The sequence below is a fragment of the Bacillus sp. 3103sda1 genome, assembly GCF_024159135.1.
GTDB lineage: Bacteria > Bacillota > Bacilli > Bacillales > Bacillaceae_G > Bacillus_A > Bacillus_A rhizoplanae.
Genome location: NZ_JAMYWS010000001.1, coordinates 2,965,885 through 2,990,544 on the forward strand (window position 1 = coordinate 2,965,885; position 24,660 = coordinate 2,990,544).

31 protein-coding genes are annotated in these 24,660 nt (G+C 36.5%); 6 read left to right on the top strand and 25 right to left on the bottom strand.

The window, feature by feature from the left end; translation table 11 throughout:
* The first annotated feature begins 152 nt into the window (after positions 1-152).
* Entirely contained in the window at positions 153-1,001 is an 849-nt protein-coding gene (locus tag NKR74_RS14715) for a hypothetical protein (RefSeq protein WP_253630060.1), read from the top strand.
* A 106-nt stretch (positions 1,002-1,107) separates the two neighbouring features.
* Here the strand turns inward: NKR74_RS14715 and NKR74_RS14720 are convergent, their stop codons facing one another.
* From NKR74_RS14720 to NKR74_RS14735, 4 genes are all read right to left on the bottom strand, one after another.
* A complete protein-coding gene (locus NKR74_RS14720) occupies positions 1,108-1,725 on the bottom strand; it encodes a replication-relaxation family protein (RefSeq protein ID WP_253630061.1) in 618 nt (205 codons plus the stop codon).
* Entirely contained in the window at positions 1,667-2,851 is a 1,185-nt protein-coding gene (locus NKR74_RS14725; protein ID WP_253630062.1) for an FtsK/SpoIIIE domain-containing protein, read from the bottom strand. Before NKR74_RS14725 ends, NKR74_RS14720 begins: the two co-directional genes overlap by 59 nt.
* Before the next feature lie 117 nt (positions 2,852-2,968).
* Complete coding sequence (locus NKR74_RS14730) at positions 2,969-3,151, bottom strand: hypothetical protein (RefSeq protein ID WP_253630063.1); 183 nt, start codon at positions 3,149-3,151, stop codon at positions 2,969-2,971.
* Positions 3,148-3,450 carry a hypothetical protein gene (locus NKR74_RS14735; protein WP_253630064.1) on the bottom strand — a complete coding sequence of 101 codons (303 nt, stop codon included), beginning with the start codon at positions 3,448-3,450 and terminating at the stop codon, positions 3,148-3,150. The genes NKR74_RS14730 and NKR74_RS14735 overlap by 4 nt, the downstream gene beginning before the upstream one ends.
* Positions 3,451-3,590: 140 nt before the next feature.
* Between NKR74_RS14735 and NKR74_RS14740 the strand changes: the two genes are divergently transcribed.
* The 4 genes from NKR74_RS14740 (at position 3,591) to NKR74_RS14755 (ending at position 6,013) form a co-directional block, all read left to right on the top strand.
* Entirely contained in the window at positions 3,591-3,788 is a 198-nt protein-coding gene (locus tag NKR74_RS14740; RefSeq protein WP_253630065.1) for a helix-turn-helix transcriptional regulator, read from the top strand.
* Between the two features lie 36 nt (positions 3,789-3,824).
* Entirely contained in the window at positions 3,825-4,289 is a 465-nt protein-coding gene (locus NKR74_RS14745; RefSeq protein ID WP_253630066.1) for a restriction endonuclease, read from the top strand.
* A 92-nt stretch (positions 4,290-4,381) separates the two neighbouring features.
* Entirely contained in the window at positions 4,382-4,834 is a 453-nt protein-coding gene (locus tag NKR74_RS14750) for a DUF4429 domain-containing protein (RefSeq protein WP_253630067.1), read from the top strand.
* A 171-nt stretch (positions 4,835-5,005) separates the two neighbouring features.
* Positions 5,006-6,013: a thermonuclease family protein gene (locus tag NKR74_RS14755; RefSeq protein ID WP_253630068.1), complete on the top strand. Its 1,008-nt coding sequence runs from the start codon at positions 5,006-5,008 to the stop codon at positions 6,011-6,013.
* Between the two features lie 35 nt (positions 6,014-6,048).
* On the opposite strand, the gene NKR74_RS24005 is transcribed toward NKR74_RS14755, so the two are convergent.
* The 4 genes from NKR74_RS24005 to NKR74_RS14775 all read right to left on the bottom strand — a co-directional run bounded on the left by NKR74_RS24005 (position 6,049) and on the right by NKR74_RS14775 (position 7,661).
* Positions 6,049-6,915: a M15 family metallopeptidase gene (locus NKR74_RS24005; RefSeq protein ID WP_309247638.1), complete on the bottom strand. Its 867-nt coding sequence runs from the start codon at positions 6,913-6,915 to the stop codon at positions 6,049-6,051.
* Positions 6,915-7,127 carry a hypothetical protein gene (locus tag NKR74_RS14765; protein WP_253630069.1) on the bottom strand — a complete coding sequence of 71 codons (213 nt, stop codon included), beginning with the start codon at positions 7,125-7,127 and terminating at the stop codon, positions 6,915-6,917. Before NKR74_RS14765 ends, NKR74_RS24005 begins: the two co-directional genes overlap by 1 nt.
* Positions 7,128-7,129: 2 nt before the next feature.
* The gene (locus tag NKR74_RS14770) at positions 7,130-7,411 is read right to left on the bottom strand and encodes a hypothetical protein (protein ID WP_253630070.1); all 282 of its coding nucleotides are present in this window, start codon (positions 7,409-7,411) and stop codon (positions 7,130-7,132) included.
* An 82-nt stretch (positions 7,412-7,493) separates the two neighbouring features.
* Positions 7,494-7,661: a hypothetical protein gene (locus NKR74_RS14775; protein ID WP_253630071.1), complete on the bottom strand. Its 168-nt coding sequence runs from the start codon at positions 7,659-7,661 to the stop codon at positions 7,494-7,496.
* A gap of 56 nt (positions 7,662-7,717) precedes the next feature.
* On the opposite strand from NKR74_RS14775, the gene NKR74_RS14780 reads away from it, so the two are divergent.
* Positions 7,718-8,431 carry a hypothetical protein gene (locus NKR74_RS14780; RefSeq protein ID WP_253630072.1) on the top strand — a complete coding sequence of 238 codons (714 nt, stop codon included), beginning with the start codon at positions 7,718-7,720 and terminating at the stop codon, positions 8,429-8,431.
* Positions 8,432-8,479: 48 nt separating this feature from the next.
* Here NKR74_RS14780 and NKR74_RS14785 read toward each other — a convergent pair whose 3' ends face one another.
* From NKR74_RS14785 to NKR74_RS14865, 17 genes are all read right to left on the bottom strand, one after another.
* Positions 8,480-11,554: a right-handed parallel beta-helix repeat-containing protein gene (locus NKR74_RS14785; RefSeq protein WP_253630073.1), complete on the bottom strand. Its 3,075-nt coding sequence runs from the start codon at positions 11,552-11,554 to the stop codon at positions 8,480-8,482.
* A 56-nt stretch (positions 11,555-11,610) separates the two neighbouring features.
* On the bottom strand, positions 11,611-11,916 hold the full coding sequence (locus NKR74_RS14790) for a hypothetical protein (protein ID WP_253630074.1): 306 nt from the start codon (positions 11,914-11,916) through the stop codon (positions 11,611-11,613).
* Between the two features lie 12 nt (positions 11,917-11,928).
* A complete protein-coding gene (locus NKR74_RS14795; protein ID WP_253630075.1) occupies positions 11,929-12,120 on the bottom strand; it encodes a hypothetical protein in 192 nt (63 codons plus the stop codon).
* 1 nt (position 12,121) lies between these two features.
* Complete coding sequence (locus NKR74_RS14800; RefSeq protein ID WP_253630076.1) at positions 12,122-13,744, bottom strand: phage tail protein; 1,623 nt, start codon at positions 13,742-13,744, stop codon at positions 12,122-12,124.
* Between the two features lie 12 nt (positions 13,745-13,756).
* Complete coding sequence (locus tag NKR74_RS14805) at positions 13,757-14,578, bottom strand: phage tail family protein (RefSeq protein WP_253630077.1); 822 nt, start codon at positions 14,576-14,578, stop codon at positions 13,757-13,759.
* Positions 14,578-18,795: a phage tail tape measure protein gene (locus tag NKR74_RS14810; RefSeq protein WP_253630078.1), complete on the bottom strand. Its 4,218-nt coding sequence runs from the start codon at positions 18,793-18,795 to the stop codon at positions 14,578-14,580. The genes NKR74_RS14805 and NKR74_RS14810 overlap by 1 nt, the downstream gene beginning before the upstream one ends.
* Positions 18,796-18,807: 12 nt before the next feature.
* Positions 18,808-18,981 carry a hypothetical protein gene (locus tag NKR74_RS14815; RefSeq protein WP_253630079.1) on the bottom strand — a complete coding sequence of 58 codons (174 nt, stop codon included), beginning with the start codon at positions 18,979-18,981 and terminating at the stop codon, positions 18,808-18,810.
* 2 nt (positions 18,982-18,983) lie between these two features.
* On the bottom strand, positions 18,984-19,316 hold the full coding sequence (gpG, locus tag NKR74_RS14820) for a phage tail assembly chaperone G (protein WP_253630080.1): 333 nt from the start codon (positions 19,314-19,316) through the stop codon (positions 18,984-18,986).
* A 73-nt stretch (positions 19,317-19,389) separates the two neighbouring features.
* Positions 19,390-19,965: a major tail protein gene (locus NKR74_RS14825; RefSeq protein ID WP_253630081.1), complete on the bottom strand. Its 576-nt coding sequence runs from the start codon at positions 19,963-19,965 to the stop codon at positions 19,390-19,392.
* A gap of 14 nt (positions 19,966-19,979) precedes the next feature.
* Entirely contained in the window at positions 19,980-20,348 is a 369-nt protein-coding gene (locus tag NKR74_RS14830) for a DUF3168 domain-containing protein (protein WP_253630082.1), read from the bottom strand.
* Positions 20,345-20,728: an HK97-gp10 family putative phage morphogenesis protein gene (locus tag NKR74_RS14835; RefSeq protein ID WP_253630083.1), complete on the bottom strand. Its 384-nt coding sequence runs from the start codon at positions 20,726-20,728 to the stop codon at positions 20,345-20,347. The genes NKR74_RS14830 and NKR74_RS14835 overlap by 4 nt, the downstream gene beginning before the upstream one ends.
* Positions 20,721-21,086, bottom strand: a complete 366-nt coding sequence (locus NKR74_RS14840) for a phage head closure protein (protein WP_253630084.1) — start codon at positions 21,084-21,086, stop codon at positions 20,721-20,723. The genes NKR74_RS14835 and NKR74_RS14840 overlap by 8 nt, the downstream gene beginning before the upstream one ends.
* Before the next feature lies 1 nt (position 21,087).
* Entirely contained in the window at positions 21,088-21,375 is a 288-nt protein-coding gene (locus NKR74_RS14845; protein WP_253630085.1) for a hypothetical protein, read from the bottom strand.
* A gap of 5 nt (positions 21,376-21,380) precedes the next feature.
* Positions 21,381-21,566, bottom strand: a complete 186-nt coding sequence (locus tag NKR74_RS14850) for a termination factor Rho (protein ID WP_253630086.1) — start codon at positions 21,564-21,566, stop codon at positions 21,381-21,383.
* 28 nt (positions 21,567-21,594) lie between these two features.
* On the bottom strand, positions 21,595-22,755 hold the full coding sequence (locus NKR74_RS14855; RefSeq protein ID WP_253630087.1) for a phage major capsid protein: 1,161 nt from the start codon (positions 22,753-22,755) through the stop codon (positions 21,595-21,597).
* A 27-nt stretch (positions 22,756-22,782) separates the two neighbouring features.
* Positions 22,783-23,505, bottom strand: a complete 723-nt coding sequence (locus NKR74_RS14860) for a head maturation protease, ClpP-related (RefSeq protein WP_253630088.1) — start codon at positions 23,503-23,505, stop codon at positions 22,783-22,785.
* Positions 23,502-24,647 carry a phage portal protein gene (locus tag NKR74_RS14865; protein WP_253630089.1) on the bottom strand — a complete coding sequence of 382 codons (1,146 nt, stop codon included), beginning with the start codon at positions 24,645-24,647 and terminating at the stop codon, positions 23,502-23,504. Before NKR74_RS14865 ends, NKR74_RS14860 begins: the two co-directional genes overlap by 4 nt.
* Positions 24,648-24,660 lie beyond the last annotated feature (13 nt).

Below are 24,660 nucleotides of genomic sequence, written 5' to 3' on the forward strand. Positions count from 1 at the left end.
AGGATATATCAGCGACATTTTATATCTTTTTTGTGTAGGTGTTAGCAAGTTCGTTTGCAAACTTGTTAGCACTTTTTATTATAAAACTGTTAAATTTATAATATGCGGTTTAAAATCTATAAATTATAAAATAGTTAGGGGATATGATGTGAATGAAGTTTGGTATTGGATATATAAAAAGAAATGGTGATATTTATGATGCGGTTATTCAAAAACATTTAACTAAGCCGGAATACGATCAATATGTCCAAGATTTGAGTGATATAAATTTATGTTCAAGAATGAAGCAGATGTTTCAGTTAGTAAAATTTAATCATGCAATATTTCTTGATTTTATGGCATTTCTCCAGAGCGACACTGAGAAACCTGAAAATTATTCGGACGAATCAATTTTACTGGAAGCGAATCGTTTGTTTATAAATTTTCTAAATACATTTGGCATGTTTATTGATTATGGAGAAAAAAATATAAAGAAAGCTATCGGGATAGAAGCAATGCATGACTTTAATAAAAGATCTAGTGAATTTTACGATGGTCATGTTTCGTATCGCTTTATGAATCTAATGAGAAACTTTGTAGTACATTACGACTTTCCTTTAACTACATTAGAAAATGATCATTCTAATTGTTATAGAATATTTACTACAAAAGAACACTTACTCCAATTTAAAAAATGGAAACATGTAAAATCAGATATAGAAAAAATGCCTAATGTAATAGCTTTAGAAGCACATGTTGAAGTTGTATTTTTATTTATAAATAATCTATATGAACATTTTGTATATACAATTGCACCTAAACTAGTTCATTCTTTACATACTTTAAATTACTTAATTAAAAATAATGGCGGAAATAGACCTGCTTTATTTGAATTCAATAACGAAGAAGATCTAAAAAAACGTGTTTATAAGGTGAACCCTGTGAGTTTCCAAAAATTCCAGGAAGTTTTAGAGGATTTAAAAGTACATCCCGATATTAACATTGTAATGAAACAAAATTAATTCTATATATTCTAAAAAGGTATCAGTCTTATTATTCACACCGCTTACTGATACCTTTTGGTATTTAATTATGTTTGCTCCCCTATCTTCATTAATCGTTTATTTTTTACAATTCCTGTATTATATAAACCTTCGCAAACACCTCATACTTAGCTGCCATTTGCTCTAACTTCTTCTCTCGAAAAGGCGTAACTGTAAAGAAATGAATCACAGGAACTTTTCCGTATTTCTTCTTATATATAAAGGTAAACTCTTCATACTTCTTTAATTTCTCTTCATTCACTTTCATTTTTTGCGACCGATCTATCTCGACTGCATGGAGTATACCTTCATCGTCTTTAAATTTTACATCTGGAATGATACGTTTTTTCTCTCCATTTCTTGTGTAGAGCATTTCCGTTTCTATTTGCCAATCGTCAGGGCAATAAAGATTCAGCCATGCTTCATTTCTTAAAAGGGCATGAGCTAATTTTCCTCGTGATACAACCTTTCCATCATCACCAAACAGATCATGGCCATCTTTGTTTAGATAGTATACATATTCCTTTCCATACATGGTTTTGCTGACGTATGGTGTTAAATCACTCATAATTCTATTGGCGTTACGTATTCCCCCCATATCATGCACACACATTAAGTGACGACGAGTTGCGAACTGCAGTTTTCTAATCGTCGCAAGTATCGACATCTGACGATTGATCTTCAAGTGGCTCTGGATGCTCATGTTTTTCCACCTCGAATTCTTTTAGATGTTCCCACATCTTTTCGTCATCGATGTTTGGTACTTGTAGTTCGGTGAAGGTTTCTTTCATATATATCGCTCTACCTGGAATGGAAGGTAAATTTTCTAGTCCGGATGTATCAATAACGACTTCTGATGCGGTGCGTGTAGGTAAACGAAAACCAAGTTTTGCATTAGCCATTTGTTTTATGACGCGTGGTAATGTATCACCGGTTGGATATTGTGTACAAAATATAATACGAAAACCAAGCGCACCACCTACCCTCGCAATATGACTCAACATATACTGGCACTGTTCTAGCATTTGATTTTGACCTTTTGGCAATCCTTTTGCTGGTGCAAGTACTGCCCCTTCATCTACTACAATGAAATATCGGTCTCTTTCTTTTGTATGAACGATATTTTTAATGCCTCGTTCTTTCATGTATTTTCCACGTTCTTTCATTTTCTCCATCACTTTTAAGAGCATCCCATGCGCTTGCTCTGGTGTTTCTGCAATTCTTTCTACTTGCTGCAAGTCTTTATATTCACCAAATTCCAACCCTTCCTCTTTCAAATCAATAAGATAAAAATGAGCATGGTTTGGATTCGCTAATGACAAAGTAGCAAACAAGTTTTTAAGGAATACCGTCTTCCCCATACGAATCAATCCACCTACAGCCATGTGTGGAGTTTCATCAAAATCATGATAAATTAATTTCTCCAAACTCTGACCTATCGGAACACGCCATTTACCTTTCTGTACTAACTCGATAGACCACGGCCAATCCTTTGGTATTTCTCTGCGAAACACACGAATGTTTAATTTATAATTATCGTATTGGATCCGTACAGGTTTACTTAACCCTTCACTTACAACATCTTCAACCTTTTGAATGATTTTACTTGGCATTCCTAGCGGCAACCGATATACATACGTTGTACTGCGGTCATCATCTTTTTGTTCAATGAAGGTTGGATACTGTAGCTTATCTTCTCGTTTAATTGCAATTCCACTGACTTCAAAAAACACTTGTATCTTCTTTCTATCATCATTTTTACTTTTGAATTTATCACCGTAATACGCACAAACTAACGCTGCTGTTGGAACAAGTAGTAATTCAATCATTTTCACCACTCCCCATATACCCTTTATAAGGGTATATATCCCTTGTTTTTGGAATAGAGCGATACAAGCTGAATCTCTTGCACCGCCTATCATGTGCTATTTCCACATTGTATTCCCTCATAGAAACGAAATTAGAAGGTAACGTAGAAGATAGATAAACGAGCCTGCAAGCGTCGTGTACATAGTTACTTTTGGAAGCCAACGTGGAATACTGTGACCCATTTTTTCAGCTGCCTTCATTGTAATTACGGATAAGCCTGTTGCTGTCCAAATTACCACTGCTTCACCTACGATTGTCATCTAAATCCCTCTCTTCTTTTTAGTTGCAAGCCTTTCGATGTCATAATTGGTTGGTACTGATCTATAACTTCTCCCCAATCAAGGATTTCGTCCTCATCTTCATACAAATCATCCATAATATCGTTCGATAACCGATAGTATCCTTTGTACTCCCTGTTATTAAAAACTTCATATCTTTCCATGTGCCCCACAATCGCATTTGTTTCTTTCTTCCCGTTAGAATCCCTATACATTTTTCTTAATTCCCTTGAAGAATAAAGGTAAGGTGTTTCATTCAGATGTGCATATTGCCAACGCATATAAGCCAGCTCCCTTCTTGATGTCCTAGGTTCCACTTGGTATTCCTCGTGGTCTTGATAAAGGTATATGACCTGGAAAGAAGGAATTTGCCTGTCCTTCGAGAAAAAATTCGTAGGACAAACAAAAAAAGGATGATTGTATGAAAAGTCGTTTGAAAGAAATTTTAGATGAGCGCGGAATAAAGTATAGTTTTATTGCTACCAAAGCTGGAATTGCCTCATCCACAATGTCTAAACTGGTTAACGGCGGTCTTCCAACACTTCCTGTTGCATACCGAATTGCCCGTGCGTTGGAAATGAGATTAGAGGATATTTGGATAGAAGAAGATTTAGAATAAACATCACCTGGGCATACTCATACTGAGGTGAATTGCATGATTTGGGCTATATTATTGCTTTTACTTGTTTTTCTAATCGGTGCAATAACGAAAAATCCAGAAATATCTACAGAAGAGATTCGTACTAATCGAATGAATATAGAAGCAAATCGAAAATATTTAGAAGAGATAAACCCGAGAGAATTTGAATATGTGGTAGCCGACTTGTTCCGCTCTCTTGGATACAAAGCACAAGTTACATCCGGATCTAATGACGGTGGAAAAGATATTATTTTGCATAAAGGAAAAGAAATGAAGTTCGTTGAGGTAAAACGTTATACGAAAAGCACGATTGGAAGACCGATGATTCAGAAGCTTCATAGCGCCATCATAGATGCTGATGCTGTTGGAGGGTATTTTGTAACACTGAGTAACTTTAATAAAAACGCACGAAAATATGCAGCAAATAAAAATATTGAGTTAATCGATGGTGATGCACTCATCAAAATGATGAGCTCATAAGCAATAGATAAGCTGATTCTTTTATAGGATCGGCTTTTTATATTTGTTATAATTATTTTTGTAATATTAATACATATTCTAGGGGGATTATCATGGAAGCTACTGGAGTAAATGGACAATTACAAGTTATAGGAAACAAAATTGTTATTAAAAGAAAAGGGATGCTCGCAAAAATGACTCAAGGGTTAAAAGGAGATAAAGAAATACTAATTAAACAACTCTCTTCGATTCAATTCAAACCAGCTAGTACATTTACAAACGGATATATTCAATTCGCTTTCTCTGGAGGAAAAGAGAATAAAGGCGGACTATTTGATGCTACAAAAGACGAAAATACAATCATGTTCAATAAGAAGCAACAATCCAATTTTGACAAACTGAAATCACTGATTGAACAAAAAATGGATGAATTCCATTCTCCTACACCCGCTCACGCTCCTGTTGACGTAGCTGACCAAATCAAAAAATTAGCTGACTTACGTGACAGTGGTATTCTTTCAAATGAAGAATTTGATGCGAAGAAGAAACAGCTACTTGGTATATAAAAAATAACCCAGCCCACAAAGGAGCTGGGTTATTCACTATCTTAAAATGTATTTCTCTACATATCTCATTTTCTTACAAAAAGAATTATGCAAATGCAAGTTTATGTAAAATCCCCCTATATCATCTGATATACTTAATATCGTAATATTTTATACTCAAGGGGGATATTTATGAAAAAGTCAAACGGATGGACAATATTTTGGCTCATTTTGTTCTTTCCGATAGGTTTGTATCGCATGTGGCAATATAAGCAGTTTCCAAAGATTGTACGAATCATTGTCTCTGTATTTTTCGCACTAGTAGTAATCATTAATTTGTTTAATAAAAAAGAGGAAACAAAAACTGATACCGTCACTTCTGCAAAACCTAAAGAAGAAGTAAAAAAAGAAGAAATTAAGAAAGAAGAAACTAAACAAGAAGAACCTAAACAAGAGGCCGTTAAACCTATTACATATCAGCTAAACGGTGTATCTATTGTAAAACCTAATGTCAAAACAGTTAATGTTTTAGAAGTAATCGATGGAGACACTATCAAAGTAAAATTGGATGGCAAAGAAGAAACTGTCCGTATGATTCTTGTTGATACTCCAGAAACTAAACACCCTTCTAAGCCGGTACAACCTTTTGGACCTGAAGCTAGTGATTTTACAAAAAAAGAGTTGAGCGGAAAACAAATCGGTTTAGAACTGGACGCGCAAGAACGCGATAAATACGGTCGTCTCTTAGCCTATGTCTGGTTAGATAATCAATTATTTAACGGCACGCTTTTAGAAAAAGGTTATGCACGTGTTGCAGTATTTCCACCAAACACAAAATACGTAGATCAATTCCGTAAAATTCAAGATTCTGCCCGAAATAGTAAGACCGGAATATGGAGTATCGAGAATTATGCAACGGATAATGGTTTTAATGAAGATGTTGAAAAACCAAAACAACAAACTGCAGCGTCAACTCCAGCTCCTCAACCAAAACAAGAAACGAAGCCAGAAACGAAACCAGAAGTAAAAACACAACCTACACCGAATGGCTCTTGTAATATTAAAGGGAATAAAAATAGTAAAGGGGAAAAAATTTATCATATGCCAGGACAACAATTCTATGATAGAACAAATCCTGAGGAAATGTTTTGTTCGGAATCAGAGGCACAGGCTGCAGGATATCGAAAATCAATGAGATAGTAAGAAAGCCGGCTCATAACGAGAGCCGGCTTTTTTTATCTAATCCATTTTACATATGACGCATCGAAGTAAATCCAACCGCGGTCTTTAATATGAACCCAATCCCCTTCGCGTCCATCAATCTCATATGATCCTTGATTGATTTTATCAACTTTGGCATGCTGTGTGCCTGATCCAGAGCGTACGTTTACATTGCTTCCGTCAACCCAAATGACTCCGCACCATTTATTATCCTTATTGATTTGACAAACATCGGAACGTAACCAGTTGTGGTTGGCAATTTTGTACCAAAAATAAACTCCGTCATAATACCAGTCTAAATAGACATGGCCAGAACCTCTGCGAACTTTACCTTTGATAGCTGAGTCAGTAGAAGGTTTCTCGCGGACATTTGCTACATCTACCGTAACAGTAATGTATCCAAGATTTTTCGTTTGCCAATCGCTTGGTAGATCTATTGTACCACGTTCATTAGAATTAACTGGTTCACAATCCGCGACAGCACCAACATTAAACGTATCTGTTCCATATCCTTTGTAATTCCATTGTAAATGAGGGGAATCGACAAAGCCTTTCCAGTCACCGCCCCATTCAAATCCAATGTTTTTAGCATAACGAATAGCAGACGCCCAAGGCTCCTTTCTATAACCATCCCAATCTTCCGTGCCATCTGGTTTGATCGGAACAAAATCTAAAGCTTGTCCAACTAAATGATAAGAACGCATAGTTTGCGATGCGCCTTTCGCTACGTTCTGACGTTGCTGCTCAATCGTACGGATTGTTTCATAGATTAATACTTCGATTCCTTTATCCACGCAATAATGATACCACTGGAAAGCCGCCGCTTTCGTATGGTCCGCTAACTTATTTAAATTATTTACATTACGATTATGATATTTCATTACTCAACATCTCCTTTTGACGTTTCATCGTGATCAGTCCAAATACCTAACACAATCCCAATCATATATACAGCTTGTTGAATCTTTTCTAAGTTACCTTCGAATCCAGTTACACCGAAAACTTGTAGGAGTAATCCAGCGCATGAAAAAAGCGCAACCCATGTTTTCCAGTTGCGCAAACGTTTAACGATATTCTCTTTTGTAAATTTCATTTTCACCCCATCTCCTTCTCTAAAGTATCAATCCTTTTGTGTGCTTGCTTGGAACTTTCTTCAACTCGTGTAATTCGTTCTCCAAGCGCAATCATTTGTTTTTCATTCGCTTTTAAATCAATTCGAATATCATCTACACCTTTGCGGATATATCCTAATTCTGCCTTCATCTCAGCACTCTGTTGACCATCTAATTTTATTGATTTTGTTCTATTAAGCGAATAAGCAAAGTAACTAATAGCTAGTGATAATATTGCGATAAGTACTCCAATTTCAATTGTCACAAATTCCTCTCCTTTCAAAATAAAAAGAGAGACGATATTCGCCTCTCTCAATTTATAAATCTATTCAAATCCGCATATTTCGTTATACTTCATCCAATGCTCTGAAAAATTTTTGTTTATATTCTTCCCTTCTCTTTTCTAAATCAGGGTAATCATCTATACAGCCTCTGTCATGAATTACAGTACCTTCAGCGCCCTCCCATTCTCCTAAAAGTTCATTAAAAACTTCTACTAACTTTTCTTTATTCATTGTCTTTCCTCCTATCCGCATTATAAAATCTAATTAAAATAAAGGAGGTGAATTCATTGTCATTATCAGAATCTAAATTCATGTTACAGGACTCAAAGCAACTTCTAAATGAAATTAATCAATCGTACGAGAAGTATCTTTCCGAAGAATACATTCCCAGGGAACTTCAAAATAAGATTAGAAACTTTCTAAATAATATTGAATCAGCGTTAGATTACGCGGCTTTCGATATTTTTTCACGCTTTTGTATTAAAAATGTTCCGCAAGAGAAATTAAGTACATATGAAAAACGAATTAATTTTCCTCTCAGACATTCAAAAAAAGAATTCGATAAGTATATAGACACTTGGTTTCTAGGTCTAAGAACAGAACGTCCTGATATCGTTTTTTCATTTGAAAAACATCAACCCTTTATGTCCGGTGGATCAAATTGGTTAACTAGGTTCAATTTTCTTGTGAATAATAATAAGCACAGGAAGCTTTCAAAACAAAAACGAACTGAATCTAGAGAAGTTAGATTAGTAGGTCAGCACGGTAGTAACATAGTCATGATTGACTGTCAAATGGACTCAATAGGTATTGACGGACAGTCTATAAGGTTTGATCAACGCACACAGTTACCTATAAATGCACAAAGTCTCAAAAGTGCTGAGGCTACTATTTGGGTTGATTTCATCTTCCAAGACATTCAACAATCAGTACTGGCTACTCTAGACTACATTTATGATGGCGCTACTTACGTGATTAACGATCTTGAACAGATTATTTAAGGGGCTGCGCGCCCCTTCTTTTGGCTTTAAATTCGTATTTTGCTTTATTTAAATAGCTGGTATTGACACATTTTTGTCCTTCTCATTTTGTGAAATTGAACCCTCATAAGCAGTTGAATTTCCGTATACATTGTTTCGTTTTTCCATAATGATATTACCAGAAACTAACTGAATACCGGACGTTGTACCGTACAATATCTGATTTCTTGAAAGCTTTAATTCTCCGGTTCCGCTCATTTGTGCGTTCCGTTTGTTGTCTGATAGCTTGCAATCCTTAACTTTTACCGTTAATTCTCCGGCATTAGCGACACCAAGTGAAGTGTTTTCCGTAACATCAGAACTATATAACTCTAGTGATCCGTTGCTTTCGGCGTACGCCCCGTTAACGTTGTCTTTTAGTACACAATTATATGCTTTTACATCATATTCATGTGATACATACAACCCGGCGTTTTTGTTACCATAACATAGAATATTTGAAACATGTACACTTCTTCTCGGTGTAACCCCTTTTGTTCCACCGTAATAAACACCATAAACATTATTATAGCAAACTGCGTTTTCTGTATGAACAATCGCGCCATATGTCGGGATAATTCCACCTTTACCATTATTGTACCATTCACCACCGTAAATATAACCGGTGCATCCGTCGTGATGTGAAATTCCATCATCTTCGTTATCATGACCCGAACAATTTACATATACTGTATCCCCGTAATCATGAATGTTAAAACCGTCATTTCGATTCCAAGCACCCTCGCAATCAATTAGCAATCCATTTGAACTATCTAAAGACCACCCGTTCGCTTGACCACTATAATTAGCGGCACAATTTTGCGCTTTTAAGTCTTTTATATTTTGCGCAACAATTGTCGTTTTTGTGGCGAACTTCGCTTCAACATCTTGTAAAACAACTTTTCTAGTTTTGGATACATCTACCACGCTTCCTTTTGTTACTGCAACATAAACCCGGCTTGCAATTGGTATTGATCCGGCATAAGGATTTACATAAACGTTTGTTCCATCGTATGTGAATGATCCCGGCGTTGCTTCAACTTCTGCAATTGTTAATTTTGGAACTAACTTTTTATTGTCCTCCCATAAGAAAGCGTTGTAGCTCGGTCTAGTTCCTCCGGTGTCAATTGGTAATGTTTTATTAACGAATACATCCGTATAATAAGTGTTACCCGCATATGGTTGTTTATAAATAGCGTTATATGTTACCCATGAAGCGGGTGAAAGTTTTTCCCCTCCATACAGATTTATCATTTTACCGTCCGGTTTTGCCTGGTCAAACGTCGCGTGATCCCTTGGTAAAATAGTAATCTCTTTTAACCCGGTTGCACTAAAGCTTACGTTGTAATAATCTCCGCGTTCTGCAATGATAATTGTTGCCCCTGCCGCAATTGCCCTAGAGAATGTCGCAAATGCTGTGCCCTCTGTTTTTCCATCCTTTGTATCATCACCAGTTGTTGAAACATGAAAAGTCGCCCCTGCCCCAACTCCACTAACCGCTTTATCAATCATGGCTCTTGTCGTGTACATGTCCGCCATTAGTAACTGTGAATTCGCTCCATTTTGAACTTTAGAAAGAGAAATATAATCAATCTTGTAATATACACTTGCCATTTGCTCCGCTGTATCAACTTGCAAATCCCACCGCAAACGTAATTTAGATGTATTTGCAGGAATTACAAAATCAGTTTTATAAGAACCCGTTGTCGTTATTGGAGAAGTAGCCTTTCTTCCTAACTCAACATTATTTGCATCATAAGCAATAACTAACATTAAATTATCACCAGGGCGCAATCCGTTAACCGTTTGAGCGTAAATGTTGTTTTCAAATCGAACTGTATCTCCCGGTAAAATAGTTGGGTAATCGCTTAATTTTAAATCAGTGTAAAACGCTTCTTTGTATGCTATTGTTACGTTTTGAAGTACGAATAACCCTTTTCCATTCACAACTTCTCTTTTACCAAATCCAACGGAACTAGGGGAAAGATTTGTTCCCCAATCAATACTCTTTATGAGTGGATCGGGAAAAAGATTTACGGCCCCGGCTTTTGTAAGAGCGTCTGCCGCCATTACTTGCGCCGCCGCGATATCATCTTTCATTTTTTGATCGACTTTACTTAAATACCGACCTGGCATAACAGTTGAATTTGTATATACAATACTTGTCCCTGTTGCTCCTGTACGGTAATCCATTCGCAATTCAAGTGTTACTGCGTTTGGCGGTACAGTGATATCTTGACCAATAAACCAACCATCTCCGACATTTTCTAGTTGGATCAAAGAAACGCCACCTATTTGTATAGGTGTATTTGTAGAATCTAGGAACCGATATTCTTTTCTTAATCCTGCATTATCAATTATCACTTTTACTGCTAATGAAATTTTTTTCCCTGGTGCTAAATCATTAACGCAATTAAACTTTCTAAAAAAATAAGCTTGTACAGAATCGGATGTTATTTGAAAAGTTTTTTCAGGTGTAATAGAAACGGTTGTTCCAATTGTCGGCATTGCAACGTACGTATCTCTATAAGCTTTTATTTCCTCTATTGTTTTTGACCCATCCGAACCATAAACAAGGTTTGTTGTTCCTGTTTGTAATTGTTGCGCCGATTGGTTTTTTGATAGTTTCGTATAAACAGAATCAGAAAACTTCGTTTCATCAACTGATTTAGGAGATAATCCAGTACTTTGATAAATTCCTCCAGCTGCCCAATAAGAACCATTCCAGTAGTACCAATTACCGTCAGCTGTTACTACATAAATACCGTTTCCACCAGTCGGTAACGATGACTGTAATGCATAAAGAGTCGGATATACACCTTTTGGTGAACCGCTTGCTACTGCTTGTAATTCGGTTTTTTCTGCTTTTTCATCTATTTTTGTATGAATTGCATTTGTATGATCTCGTAAACTTGTATAGATTTCACCATCTTTCCCTTGCCGAGCATCTACAATTTCTATATTACTATCACCTGAATCAGAAACTATATTTGATACGCGGGATTCTACTGCTTGAATATCTTTATCAACATCTTCAAAGTTTTCGTTTAAATTATTACGAAAAATACGATCAAAATTATTATCCAACAATCTATATCTGCCCACTTTATCACCTCCAAAATAAGACAAAAAAGAGCGCATATCGCGCTCTCTTCAGTTTTTTAATACATTGGTTCAGAAGTACCTGTAAGCATAACGTTGATTGCGTTAAGTTTTTCTTGTTGTAAAAATAGTTTATCGTTTTGGTTTAACACAATAGCTACATCGATAATCTTTGTCTCACCAGCTGTTACTACGAAATCTTTCATAATATCAACTGTATTTACAGTAACCGTAATTTTTGAATCTGCTACATCTGTGTTAGTAAAAATCATTTGTCTAACAGTAAGTTGTTGCCCTTGTTGTACATCAAATACTAATAATTTATCGATTTGTGGTACTCCTAGGTAAATTTGAACTGGTTTCATAATTAATTCCTCCTAATTTATATAAAATTCGTTTTTTAAAACTAATTCATTATTTACAACTTTATAATTCCCAATGTTTTGAGGTATTTCCCAAGAATCTACCTCAAAATAAAAACCGTATTCCACATTCGGGACTACGGTTTCACCAGCTACACTATTAATAATGTTTCCTTCACTATCTATGTTTACAAATAGCTTAATCACCTTATCCCTCCAGCCACATACGAATTACTCGACCGTAAACTTTTTGACCATTTGAGCTTTTTAAACGGACATATAGAGATCTCATTACATTTGTAGGAGTTCCTAAGTCAACTGTAATGACTTTTCCTGTAGCTTCAGCGCTCGGGTCTATTTCAGTAGAAGAAGCCACAGCTAATACTGTAATTGGAACTTCATCCCCGCCTTCTTCCACACTGATATAGCTTGTTGCTCCCGCTGTTGTATATTGTGCTACTTGTACTTTTAAATACCGATTCGTTTGTTTGAAAGTATAAAATTGACAATCTACTTGATTAGTTGAAATTGTTGCCCACCAATACCCTTCTGTTGTTACTTCTAGAGCAGTAAAAGGAGGCGAAGCTCCCTGAATAACAAACTCTGAATTCGGAATACCGTCTACGATATAAGATGTCCCGTCTGCTCGTTCAATACGAATTAAACCTTTATGAACATCAATGCCACCTGCGCCGATATGAACATACGCATTTGAGTCATACGGATCTACATACCAAACTCCAGTATTATCTGCGAAAGTCTCGGTATTCATATAGAGACGTTTCAAAGAAAGATTTAAGTTTCCACCATCATCCAACAATTGTTGCACTTGCCTTTGTGTCTGCTGAAACTGCGCCTGTATCGCACTTGCTGTTCTCAACTTTGTAAATGTAGAAAGTTCAACAATCGGACTCTTTGTTGGGTCCGTTGGGTCATCTTCAATTTGGATCACGCGGATTTTCACAGAAACTCCTGCTTCTTCATACAACATGTATACGTAATCTCCAAGATCAAATTTGTGAAGGGGATCTAATCCATTTTCAATTAAATTAGCAATACTTACTTTAAAACGTGTATCTATAACATCGTTAATTTCTTTTTTACATGCTTCCAACATCGTTTCAGGTGTTTTATATTTCTCGTCACGAATTGGTTTTTGTGGAAGACGCCCATATATTTTTGCCATTGGTGATTCGTATTCCACCATAAATTCATTACCAGATTCATCTTTACCATACCCGCGAATATACGTTGCGAAATTTGTCATATCTGTATCTTCATCAAATGTTTTAAGATTATGACCATATCGAAATTGCGCATCAGTTTCTACACCAATTTTATTTTTAAAGATAATTGTTTTATTTTTAATGTCGATTTTCATTTCAGCTCCATAGCGATTTAAAGCTGTCTGTAATAGAGATGATCTAGTGTCGTCACCAAAATTTTCAAATGTTGTTGCAGAAAATGCCCCTTGGTTTACCCAATTCCATCCCGTATCTTTAAAAATGAAATCCATACATTGATTAAAATTTGTATATCCATTCAGAAGATTATATTGCCAATCCATCATGTCATCAAAGAAGATATGCGGAGCTGTAATCGTTTTTCCATAATGACCACGTTTGTTTATGCCTAATGCGATGTATTCATCCCCATATCTATCTTTGATTTTCGCTCGCTTATCCGCGAGGTGATAAGCATGCGCTACATTTTCAGTATTTAATAAATAAAAAGAAATAGAGTGTTCACCATTCACACGTCTTTTTCTCTTTACTTCTTTATAATCTACTAAACCTTCTGATTGGCCATTTATTCCTGTTACCACTAACAATACTAATCACCTCTACAAGTAATAAAATCTAAAATCGAATTCTATATTAAACGGGCCTGTAACCCCGCCGATGACAAAATCGTTCCATCCTGTTGCAATATTTATGAGTTTGTAATTTGTATTCCCAAAAATACTCACTCCGTTTTTTAGAGACCTTACACCTTTCAATTCGATAACATCGCTAGCGGTTGTTTCCCCCGTATATTGCCAAACATCTCCTGTCGTCCTATTTGTAATCGAGAGATTCTGAGTTACACCGTATACTCTAATAACAAGTGGCATTCTTGGTTCTTTTGGATTTATTGCAACATCTCCAGCATTGTATACTTGGAAAGAAGTTACAGAAAATTTATAAAGCATATCTTCAGCAATCAAACCTTGTCCTATTTGCCAAAGTTCACTGTCGAAGGTCATTGGATCTAGGGTAGTACCTATACTTTCCGCATAAGGAGATACGCATTGCAAGGTTATATTACATCTACCGACTTTAGTTGTTATATGGTCCGGTGTGAACGAATCAGCACGTACCAACCATCGTTTTCCTGGTTCAGTGTCAACTGTTACATAAAAAGGTTCCCTTGAATCTAATATTTGAAAGAACTCATTTCTTTTTAATGCAAAGTCGGGGAAATCATATGATTCTATCAACAATGCCATAGGAATTTTTCTTCTTTGCGGCTGTGACGATACCTCAACGGGAATATCTCTCCCATCTATATATTCATAATTCACATTCACTTGTAATGATTCAGGGCGAAAATACAGTATGAAGTATCCTGTCTCTTTAGAAAGGATATATTTATTTCCATTCATTCGTTCAATTGTTAGATACATCATACACCCCCTGTGAAGAATAAACTTGTATTAATCGCTTTACCTTGAATAAGATCAATTTGTTCAGCCACAGCCTCAGCTAATATTTGCTTATCCACAACTAATTGAATTGTTGTATTTCCTTGAGATTGAGTCGTTTGATCTTGTTCCTGTTGATTAGTCATAACTTGCATAGACTTTTCAAAGAAACTTAGTAACTTCTCAAGCTTTGCTTCTAAATTAGGTGTTTGAATAATATTGTGGACTGTAAATGTCTCACGATTTGTTTTTATAACTTCAGCCGCACTTCCAATTGTTGAAGCTAAAGAAGAGAAATCCGAAGTTGTTTTCGTTTTAACTTCTATATCTGCTACATCCGGAATAGCTGCTTTAGCAAGGTTATTCGCTGCTTTTTGTACGACTCCGATGTTATCATTCATTCCCTCGGCTACCCCTGCCGGAACCCAATGTCCCAGCTCGTATTTCGCAACACGCGAGGGTGAGTTAATTCCTAATGCTCTTTTTGCTGCTGAAATCGCACCTGTAGCCAAATCAATAGCTGAAGAAATAACAGAACTTCTACCACCTGTAATACCTGATGCCATCCCTTTTGCTATTGCTGAACCAATTGGATAAGAATCACCACTTTTAAGTCCACTCTCTGCACCTTTGGCTACATCTCTTCCTGCATTTTGAGCATTTCCTTTTTGAGATCCTACACCTCTACCAAACATCGAACCAGCTTTTTGACCACCGCCACCATCAGTTGTTGACCCTAACACTCTAGAAACAACAAAACTTATAGCTTGAGCAACAGCACCGTTACTTCCCTGTGTTGATTGAACACCTTGTTTATGCGCGTTACCTTTATCGCTACCATGCTTTTGAGCATTACCTTTTTGCTGTGATAAACCGGAATCGGTAGAATTAGAAACGTTATCTCCAGCGCTTTTATTTCCACCTGCTGTGCTCTCTACCCCTTGTTTATGTTTATTACCCTTTTCTTTACCGTGGTTTCCTGCTTCTTCTTTTTTCTTACCTAAAGACTCATCAGTACTATTAGAAACTTTTTCTCCCGCTGCTTTATTTCCAGGCTCTGTACTTTCCACACCTTTTTTATGTGCGTCACCTTTGTCTTTACCAGCTTGTTCTGCTTCAGGATTACTTTTTTTTAATTCTTCGTTCACACCATTTACAACTTTAGAAGCTTCTTGTTTCGCTTGATCTAAAGTCAAACCCATACCTGTATAAAATTCAATTAGTGCTTGTTGAGTTTTCTGCATAGCAGACTCTTTGCTTTCACCAAGCTTTTGGAAATAATTTATCTGCTGTTCGGCCCATCGTTTTTGATAGTCTGCTTCACTTTCATTCAGCATGGTTTTAGTGTTAGTATCCCATTTCTTTAATCGTTCAAATTGATTACCAGTTTCAAGGTCTAACAACTTCCCACTTCGTGACATTTCGTTAAATAATGCTTCTGCGTTTTGTTTATACGTTGCAGTATTTTTAGCTAAAGTTTGCTGATATTGTGCATCATTTTTTGCCATCAATGTTTTACGAGTATCAGAATCCACATCCATTTTAGAAATAATATCTTTACGATACTCGTAATCTTTTTTAGCGGCATCCTGTCCTTCTTTGTAAACGTTATTAATTTGAGAGTTGTATTCTTTCGCTTGCTTATAAGAAAGCTTTCCATTTTCAGATACAATAGACTGCTGTATTGCCAACGCGTCTTTCTGATTTTTCGCAAAAGCACTGGTCATTTCTTGGAAAACATTAAGAGCATTTTGTAATTCCACTTGCTGATTTGCGGACATTTTCGAAGTATCAAGATTAAATTCTTGTTGATACTTCTTAATCGTATCTAATGCTTGCTTTGTTTTGCCAATATCCTTATCGATTGCATTTATAGCTTCTTGCTCGATCTTTTGACGCTGTTCACCGAACTTTCCTTCTGTATCTTGGAATAACTGCTCCATAACAACGGAAACATCTTTTTTGAATGTCTCTAATGTAGAAATAACATCAGTTGACATCTTAGAGTAAGTTTCAACTATTTTTGTCGCCATCTTGTCGGCTTCTTCACCAGTTGTACGAGAAAGCTGAAACATTTGTAATTCAGCTTCTTCTCTCATTTTTACATAAGATTTAGAAGCCTTAACGGTTGCATTAGAAACACCATCACCATATAAGAGTGCCTTTTCTTTCGATTCTTCTTGTGCTTTCGCAACATTATTGAGGGATGCAACTGTCGCATAACCGGCAATTCCCAGTGCTCCTAATGCTACGGTTCCTCCCACAATTGCAAGACCAAGTGGTCCAGCAAAGGTTAGAAGCGCACCAATTCCTAATGTTAGTACACCAACTACAGCTGTCACTCCGAGCAGTGCGGTTGCTAATGCTGCTGACGTAGCAATAACCTCTTGCGTTCCCTCGTCAAGATTGTTCCATTTCTGTACTAAATCCGTAATAACCTTAGCTGCTCCTTCTAATGCGGGTGTAAGTCCTTCTGTAAATTTAATCTTCGCTGTTTCAATTGCTCCGCTCATTTCATCCACGGCACCAGCAAGGTTATCCTTCATTTGTTTGGCTGCTTCAGCAGATGCTCCAGCACTATTTTCAAGAGATTTGGTCATTTCATCAATTTCTTTTGGCCCAGCTGAAATAAGAGATAACATTCCCGATACTGCTTCTGTGCCAAAAATAGTAGAAAGTGCTGCTGCTTTTTGAGCATCAGTCATTCCGTTCATACCCTTGGATAGTTGTTCTACTATTGACTCTAAACCAACGAACTTTCCATTAGAATCAGTTGCTGTCACTCCGAGTTTTTTTAATTCTGTGCTGGCTTCTTTTGGTGGATCTATAAGACGAAGTAACGCTGTACGAAGAGTTGTACCGGCCTGTTCACCTTCCATGCCAGCATTTGTCATAATACCAATAGAAGCCGCTAGTTCTTCTAAACTAATACCAAGTGATGCTGCAGGTGGTCCAGCATACTTCAAGGCATATTGCATGTCTGTTAAGTCTGCCGCCGAAATATTTGCTGTTTTCGCCAAAATATCTGCTACCCTTGTAGCTTCACTAGCTTCCATACTGAAAATATTTAATGTGGAAGCCATAACCCCAGCGGTCTGCGCCATATCAGATCCAGATGCCTCAGCTGCAGAAATAACTCCAGGCATTGCTCCAAGAACATCATCCACAGTGAAACCTAAAGCGGCTAATGCTTCTTGACCTTTCGCAATTTCAGATGCGCTTTTAGAAGTCGAAGCGCCCAATTCAAGCGCCTGATTTTTCAAGCTATTCAATTGGTCTGTTGTCGCACCAGCAATAGCACCAACACGGCTTACTTGCGCACCGAATTCCATGCCCACCGAGACCGCATCTTTCATCGCATACGTCATAGTGGCAAAGCCAACACCGGCAGTCGCGGCAACAGAGCCACCGATATGCATCATCTTGTTACCGACTGCATCCATGTTACCTGTGAACCTACCCCAAGCTGTACTTTGTTGTCGAAGCTCATTGTCTAGGCTTTCTAATCTTTGTTCGGTTTGTGTTAGCTCGTTTTGTAAGCCGTTCATACTTGCTCTTGCTTCATCTAAACGTATAGCAAGTTGCTTCGCCTCTCTAGAATTTTGACCTTCCGCTTGTACTAGACGTTCATACTCGTTTTCTAATCTATTAACCACTTGTTGTTGCACTTCTAATTTTGATGTAAGAGCTTCACCATGTAGAACAGTTTGTCTCATTTCGTTACCAAAATTCTCTGCGGAAGAAGAAGCTAATTTTAATTCAGAATCTATCTTCTTCATAGCAAGTGCAAGTGAAGACATATCATTCTTGAACTCATTGAGGTGCTTGCCTTCAGTAAGTCTATCTAGCTTTTGACTTGTTTGAGTCAGATCATTTTGCATCTTGTTTAATTCAGACGTTGCATAATTTAATTGCCGAGCAAGATTTTGGGTTTCTTTCGCATCCTGCCCTTTTTTATTAGCCGAATCAATATAAGCCTTCGTCAATGATTCTACTTTTTGTTTTTGCAACTCAATCTGTTTCGTTAAAAAATCCATCTTAACTTCTGATTGCCTGAACTCGTCTCCCCAAGTACCCACAGCTGTACGATTTGCTTGAAACTCACTTCTAAGAAGTTTCATTTGATCGCCGACAGCTTTCATATCATTTTTAAACTCAGTGGAATTAGAATATAACTCAACTTTTATTTTCTTACTCATTCATTCACCCCCTTACCCTAAGACTTGATCAATATACAGAACATCTTCTTGTTCTTTTTTATTCTTTTGTTGCTTACGTCTAGCCAGTAACTTCAAATGATGAACAATGTCCATCTCGTCAACTTGATTTTGAGTGAAGCCACAATCGATTAAGGCGTTATACATATCCATTACAGCTTCACTCATCGTTAGTTTTTTTCTTCTGTATTTTCACTTTCTGCTGCAAGTAAAGCGCTAGCTTTCTCGATATTTCCGATAACATAGTTCACTACTGCATAGATTGTTTTCATCATCTTACGAGAATCAGTTCCTTCCTCAAATTCATCAACAGTAAACTGATTTCCGTACACATCACAAACAAATTTGGAGTTTTTATCTAGTTCAAACTTTTCACCATTCCCACTTTCAAATGCTGTCGCGATATCCGAAGCTTGTCGGAACAATTTTCCACTAATGAAGTCTGGTGAAACAAAACGTTTATCTTCGTCATTTATTTTTAATACAAGAGTTAAATTCTCCATTTGTATTTCTCCCTTCAAATTTCATCATTTTTAAACATAAAAAAGAGAGGCCTATATAGAACCTCTCAATCTATTAAGGTGTTGGTGTAAGAACTGATTCTTTATACACCACTTGTTTGAACCAGTTATCTCCTTTTGTAAATGTCCCTCCATCTTCTGCTTCAGCTTTCCAACGACCATTATGCTGTAATGGCATGAACTTCATTTTTAATTTAGAAGTTTGTGGTGTTACTTTTCCTTCGGCCGTTTTCCCTTCAATCGGTAAAAGTTCTGATTTACCTTTCAAGAACCAATAATAACGGTATCCGCCCGTGGACAGCTTCGCACGGAATGCGAGCGCTAATTCCATCGTGACATCATTCACACTAGAGAAATACACGCCATTTTCCTCTGTTTGACCGAAGATTTTCTTTTGCAGAACCAACGGTAAATCAGCCACCTCAATCTCAACATCAATGTCACCCATGTTGTTAAGCACCGCATATGCACCGTTATCAGCATAAAATGTTTCACTTTCTGTTTTTGGATCGACTTTAACACTAACGCCACCAGGTAAATGTTCAGGCGTTCCGAATAAAGCTTCTGTTAACGTATCTGTAGTTAATTCAGCGATATGGAACATATCTAAACCGAAAAGTAATTTTCCCATAAATAAAAATCCTCCTAATTAAATGTTTTTACGTATCTCACAGCTTTGTGAAATACTTGGTCATCTTCTTCATACAGATCTATTGAACTGTAACGAGAATAACCCAATTCCTTCATCACCTTATCCGCTTCTTTCGCAATGGGTGTTTCTTTGGAAACATTAGATTCATTTGTGAAAATGCTTATTTGAAAACGAACTTCAGATGAAATTGCTTCATTATCAGCAAACTCATCATCCGCATTATTAATTTCTGTATAAACTAAACGAGGATAAGCATTAACATCTTTCGCCTTGCGATTATGAAACCCACCAGTGCACAAAGTAACTAGGTTAATGTTGGCTTTCAAGCTGGATAACAGCTCGCTTTTTGCATCAAAACTCATTTATCCAACACATCCATATACACGTTTTCCATCGCTTGCACAGCCTCTTGTTCACCCTCATCTCCACCCTTTTCAATAAATGGATATGCTGGCATCTTACTTGTTCCGAGCTCAAGAAAATGGGCACGCCAAGCAACTTTATTGTTTGGACCAACTTCAACAAATTTGCCTTCTTCAGAATTTTTGACCTTAGAGACACGAATGTTGTCTTCTATGTGTGGCTGATTCTTACCAGAACGATTGACTAAATCTCTTTGCTTTTCAGCAATGATTTCACCACCAACTTTTAAAGCACGTTGATCAGTTTCATCTATATCTGCGCCGATTTCTTCAAACATCTGTTCAAGTTCATCAATGCCGTCAAATTCAAACTTAGCCATTGATTCCCACCTCATTGCAGATGATTTCATAATATAAATCCGAATCCTTGGCGAAATCAAAATCTAAAACATCAAAAAGACGACCTTTATAGGTCGCTCTCATATTATGTTTTAAATTCTTATTTACACGAATAGTAATTCGTTTTGGTGATTTTACACCTAGAGCACCAGCTACAGTTACCTCTGGACTTCTCATGCTTCCAGCACCAACAATGGATCCCCACACAGTGAAATCATCTTTCCATTCACCTTCTGTCCAGTTGCCCTCGGCATCTTGTACACTTTCTCTAGATTGAAAAGTGATTCGTTTATTTAACTTCGCTGCGCTTAATGACTGTTTATATTTAAAAGGCTTCATATCAATCACCACTCAATATGATTTCTTCCAGCGCTTTTTCAATACTAAGGCTATTGATATTGCTTAAAAAATTTCTATCGAAATACTCAAGAGCATCGTTATAAACATACCGCGATCGTTCAAAGACTAACTCCTTGAACACTTCATCGGTATTAATGTCATAAGCTCCGCATACTTTGATTAATTTTTGATTCGATGCAGAAAGGATGCGTTTTAGGTTTTCATCTTCATCATCACCTAAGCGCATCCTTTCTTTAAATTGATCTAATATTTCAGTTGTGATGCTCATTCACATCACTCTCCATCTTCTTTTACTTCTTCAATAAAAACCTGTTGGTATTTATTTTTTGTCGTTGACAATTCTTCTAATCTTGCTTTACTTGCCTTTTTACCATCTGCAGGATACATATCTCCAACTTCATAAATATGTCCTGCATGCTTAGTCTCTTTGAAACGACTTACTACTTTGTATTGAGTCAATTTAAATACCTCCTAAGACTATCCAAAATTAAGGAGCTGGTACGGTTACAGCGAATTTAATATCTAAATCGTATAATAATGCTGCTTTATTATCTTTTGGCTTTCCGTTTGCAAATTGCTTGATTGTATAAAGCATTGCATCTTCAATCGCCAATGTTTGATCAAACTTGTTAGCTTTGTAACCACCAGCAAGAGCTGCAATATAAGCATCCTTCACAAAGAATAATGCTTTCTTTAATGGAATTTCTTCTGATTCAACCACTTGAATGTTATATGGTAATGCTGTTACCCATTGACCATTTGCTGTTTGAATAGTGTTACGAGCCTGTACGCTAATAGCATCTACAGGATTCACAACCATAACTACTTTATTTAAAACTTTACGAGATTTACCTTTAGCATCAGTAGATAATGCTTTAATAACATCATGTAATTCACCAGACACAACTTGACCAAATTCAGATGGAGCAAAAGTTAGTGTTCCTGATGAAGTTTTATCTGTCACAGCACCTGTATCAGCATCAACATTTTTCATTAAACCAATTGGTTCACTTTGAGCCGGACCACGGCCATTAACTAATCCGTATTCAAGACCTACAGAGTATGATTCCACCAAAAGGGTACGAACATATCTTTCAACATATTCTGGTCCCAATTCAAGCATATCTTTTGGGATAGCTGCAAAAGCTGTAAGCTTCAATTGTCCAATTTGTTCTTCTCGGAATGCAGTATTAACTTGACCTTTAATTTCTCCGAACAAAGAACCCCATGCGTAGGTTTTTGTTGGATCAGAGTAAATAAAACGAGTAACAGCCCCTAAGTCCTGTAAACCAATTGCATCAAGTAAAGGATGAGCTGCAATTAAATCTTCAAATACACGTTCTTGAGTTGTTACAGGTAAAATAGAGTCATCTTTGAATCCTCCATCTTGAACAACAGCATTGAAGAATTTACGTTCTTCTGAAGTTAAAACATTTTGGCCGCGTGATGCTAAAATTTGAGCATCTTGTGCTTCAATACGCGCTTCTGCTGAGATTTTTTCACCTAAATCTGTCACAAGCGTATCAAACATATCATCAAATGCTGCAGATAAATCTTCCATTTTTGTATCTTCTGCTTTTACTAGATTCATATACGCTTGCTTTTTCGCTTTGAAATTTTCCATTGTACCTTTTAATTTCATAGTCATAAATGTTTTCCTCCTAATTTTTAAGCATTAAAAAAACCTTTTCCGTTTTTGGTTTCCTTCCACAGGGGGAGGTGATACCGGATTAGGTTCATTTGATAAATTCATATTTTGTTGTAACTTATTCGTTACTTGATCAATAATCTTTTGCATTTGGTCATCAGTAATACCAGAATCATTTTCTTCTTGTTCGAATTCCACTTTATCAGCAAAACCTTCTTTTACTGCTTGTTCAGCCGTAAACCACGTTTCAGCTTCTAGCAAGGTTGTAATCTCTTCACGATTTTTACCAGTTTTTTGTTGATAAATTGATACAATCGACTCATCGTATGCTTCCAGTGCATTCAACGTTTTTTGAATATCTTGTTTGTTTCCATACGCTATTGTTGAAGCTTCATGAATCATCATGCGTGAGCCTGTACGCATAATTACTTCATCGGCACCCATCGCAATGATTGATGCTGCAGACGCTGCTAGTGATGTGACTTCCACAATTACTTTTTTGTCTAAATCCTTTAAGTAATTGTAAATTTCAACTCCTTGATCTGCATCGCCACCACCACTATTTAACTTAATTCTAAGCGTAGATGATTTAACATCCTTCAAAGCATTTCTAACGCTTTCAGCACTAATAGCTTCATACCACCAGCTACTTCTTCCTATATATCCTGATAACACCATCTCATGCTCATCATTATCTGCAATTGCTTGATTGGAAAACTGATACGGTATGTGTTGGATTTTATTTTTCACTTTTCATCACCTCCTTTAACAGAATCAGCAGATTTATAATTCTTTGTAATTACAAACTTGTCCAGTTCTGGATTATGAGAACGTTCAGCACCAAACAATTTTCGCACCTCATTTCGTGTAAATGCACCACTTGCTACTAATTTATCTACTGCTTCAGCATGATCGATAATGTCTTTTTCTTTAACACCTGTCACTTCAATTTTTTCCCCTGCTAGAAAACTCTTTTTTTCAATTAGTTTCGCATTCAACTCATCTTCAATTTTTTTAACTAAAGGACTGATACAAAATTTAATGTAAGCTTTAATTGCTGTTTCATAATCACCCATATCACCACGTACCAGAGCGGTAGGAATCCCTAAAATATTGGCAACATGGTCTATCAAATCTTTTTTCAATTTTGATAGTTCATCTACTGATTTTCCACTATTTGATCCATCTGCTATTTCTTCATAATTAAAACCTTTTAGCTTTGGAACAATCGCGAAAGCATTGTTACGAAAAGCACCAAACAGCTTATCCATAAAACTTTGTAACTTGGTACGGTTTTCCCCTTCCAAATTCTGAATTGCTTCAATTTCAGCTGTTGCACGAATTTGATTTGAAAACATATTGGTTTCAATCATACGACTAAAGAGTTGCGTATAATCTTCAAACATTCCACTCATAAACTTTGTCAATTCTTCGTTGTTGTAAGTAATATGAATGACTTCATCCATTCGAAAAGACCTTTGAAACGTAAAATCCTTTACAGTGACACTCTTGAAAACGTCAGGAAATACAGCATATTCGATACGATCAAAACTATCTGCAATTAACAAATCATTTTGATCTGTAAGAATGACCAATACTTCATTATCAAATATCAGTTTATACACGAAATCTTGCCAAAAATCAGCTGCGCTTTGATCTGTATTCGGTCTGATATTCAATAAATAGTGCCAGTCGTTGTATTGACGTTTATCACCCTTCATTATTCGAAATTCAGATAATGAAATGGTTCGAGCAATAAAATTAATACAAGTCTCTAAAGCCATTTTTTTCAAATATGCTCTTTGACTTGTTTCAATACCGAAGAAATCATAATCATTTAACATTTTATTAATCTCTTTATTTTTACCAAGTACATCAGACAACCAACTCATAATTTTCTCTCAC

Excerpts from the sequence above, each read along its gene's own strand:
- NKR74_RS14750 (WP_253630067.1), top strand. The coding sequence starts at position 4,382 with ATGGAAGCTACTGGAGTAAATGGACAATTACAAGTTATAGGAAACAAA.
- NKR74_RS14765 (WP_253630069.1), bottom strand. The coding sequence starts at position 7,127 with ATGAAATTTACAAAAGAGAATATCGTTAAACGTTTGCGCAACTGGAAA.
- NKR74_RS14720 (WP_253630061.1), bottom strand. The coding sequence starts at position 1,725 with ATGAGCATCCAGAGCCACTTGAAGATCAATCGTCAGATGTCGATACTT.
- NKR74_RS14740 (WP_253630065.1), top strand. The coding sequence starts at position 3,591 with ATGAAAAGTCGTTTGAAAGAAATTTTAGATGAGCGCGGAATAAAGTAT.
- NKR74_RS14790 (WP_253630074.1), bottom strand. The coding sequence starts at position 11,916 with ATGAAACCAGTTCAAATTTACCTAGGAGTACCACAAATCGATAAATTA.
- NKR74_RS24005 (WP_309247638.1), bottom strand. The coding sequence starts at position 6,915 with ATGAAATATCATAATCGTAATGTAAATAATTTAAATAAGTTAGCGGAC.
- NKR74_RS14845 (WP_253630085.1), bottom strand. The coding sequence starts at position 21,375 with ATGAGCATCACAACTGAAATATTAGATCAATTTAAAGAAAGGATGCGC.
- NKR74_RS14865 (WP_253630089.1), bottom strand. The coding sequence starts at position 24,647 with ATGAGTTGGTTGTCTGATGTACTTGGTAAAAATAAAGAGATTAATAAA.
- NKR74_RS14755 (WP_253630068.1), top strand. The coding sequence starts at position 5,006 with ATGAAAAAGTCAAACGGATGGACAATATTTTGGCTCATTTTGTTCTTT.
- gpG (WP_253630080.1), bottom strand. The coding sequence starts at position 19,316 with ATGGAGAATTTAACTCTTGTATTAAAAATAAATGACGAAGATAAACGT.
- NKR74_RS14840 (WP_253630084.1), bottom strand. The coding sequence starts at position 21,086 with ATGAAGCCTTTTAAATATAAACAGTCATTAAGCGCAGCGAAGTTAAAT.
- NKR74_RS14745 (WP_253630066.1), top strand. The coding sequence starts at position 3,825 with ATGATTTGGGCTATATTATTGCTTTTACTTGTTTTTCTAATCGGTGCA.
- NKR74_RS14830 (WP_253630082.1), bottom strand. The coding sequence starts at position 20,348 with ATGAGTTTTGATGCAAAAAGCGAGCTGTTATCCAGCTTGAAAGCCAAC.
- NKR74_RS14775 (WP_253630071.1), bottom strand. The coding sequence starts at position 7,661 with ATGAATAAAGAAAAGTTAGTAGAAGTTTTTAATGAACTTTTAGGAGAA.
- NKR74_RS14730 (WP_253630063.1), bottom strand. The coding sequence starts at position 3,151 with ATGACAATCGTAGGTGAAGCAGTGGTAATTTGGACAGCAACAGGCTTA.
- NKR74_RS14810 (WP_253630078.1), bottom strand. The coding sequence starts at position 18,795 with ATGAGTAAGAAAATAAAAGTTGAGTTATATTCTAATTCCACTGAGTTT.
- NKR74_RS14825 (WP_253630081.1), bottom strand. The coding sequence starts at position 19,965 with ATGGGAAAATTACTTTTCGGTTTAGATATGTTCCATATCGCTGAATTA.
- NKR74_RS14735 (WP_253630064.1), bottom strand. The coding sequence starts at position 3,450 with ATGCGTTGGCAATATGCACATCTGAATGAAACACCTTACCTTTATTCT.
- NKR74_RS14805 (WP_253630077.1), bottom strand. The coding sequence starts at position 14,578 with ATGTATCTAACAATTGAACGAATGAATGGAAATAAATATATCCTTTCT.
- NKR74_RS14715 (WP_253630060.1), top strand. The coding sequence starts at position 153 with ATGAAGTTTGGTATTGGATATATAAAAAGAAATGGTGATATTTATGAT.
- NKR74_RS14835 (WP_253630083.1), bottom strand. The coding sequence starts at position 20,728 with ATGGCTAAGTTTGAATTTGACGGCATTGATGAACTTGAACAGATGTTT.
- NKR74_RS14855 (WP_253630087.1), bottom strand. The coding sequence starts at position 22,755 with ATGACTATGAAATTAAAAGGTACAATGGAAAATTTCAAAGCGAAAAAG.
- NKR74_RS14725 (WP_253630062.1), bottom strand. The coding sequence starts at position 2,851 with ATGATTGAATTACTACTTGTTCCAACAGCAGCGTTAGTTTGTGCGTAT.
- NKR74_RS14815 (WP_253630079.1), bottom strand. The coding sequence starts at position 18,981 with ATGAGTGAAGCTGTAATGGATATGTATAACGCCTTAATCGATTGTGGC.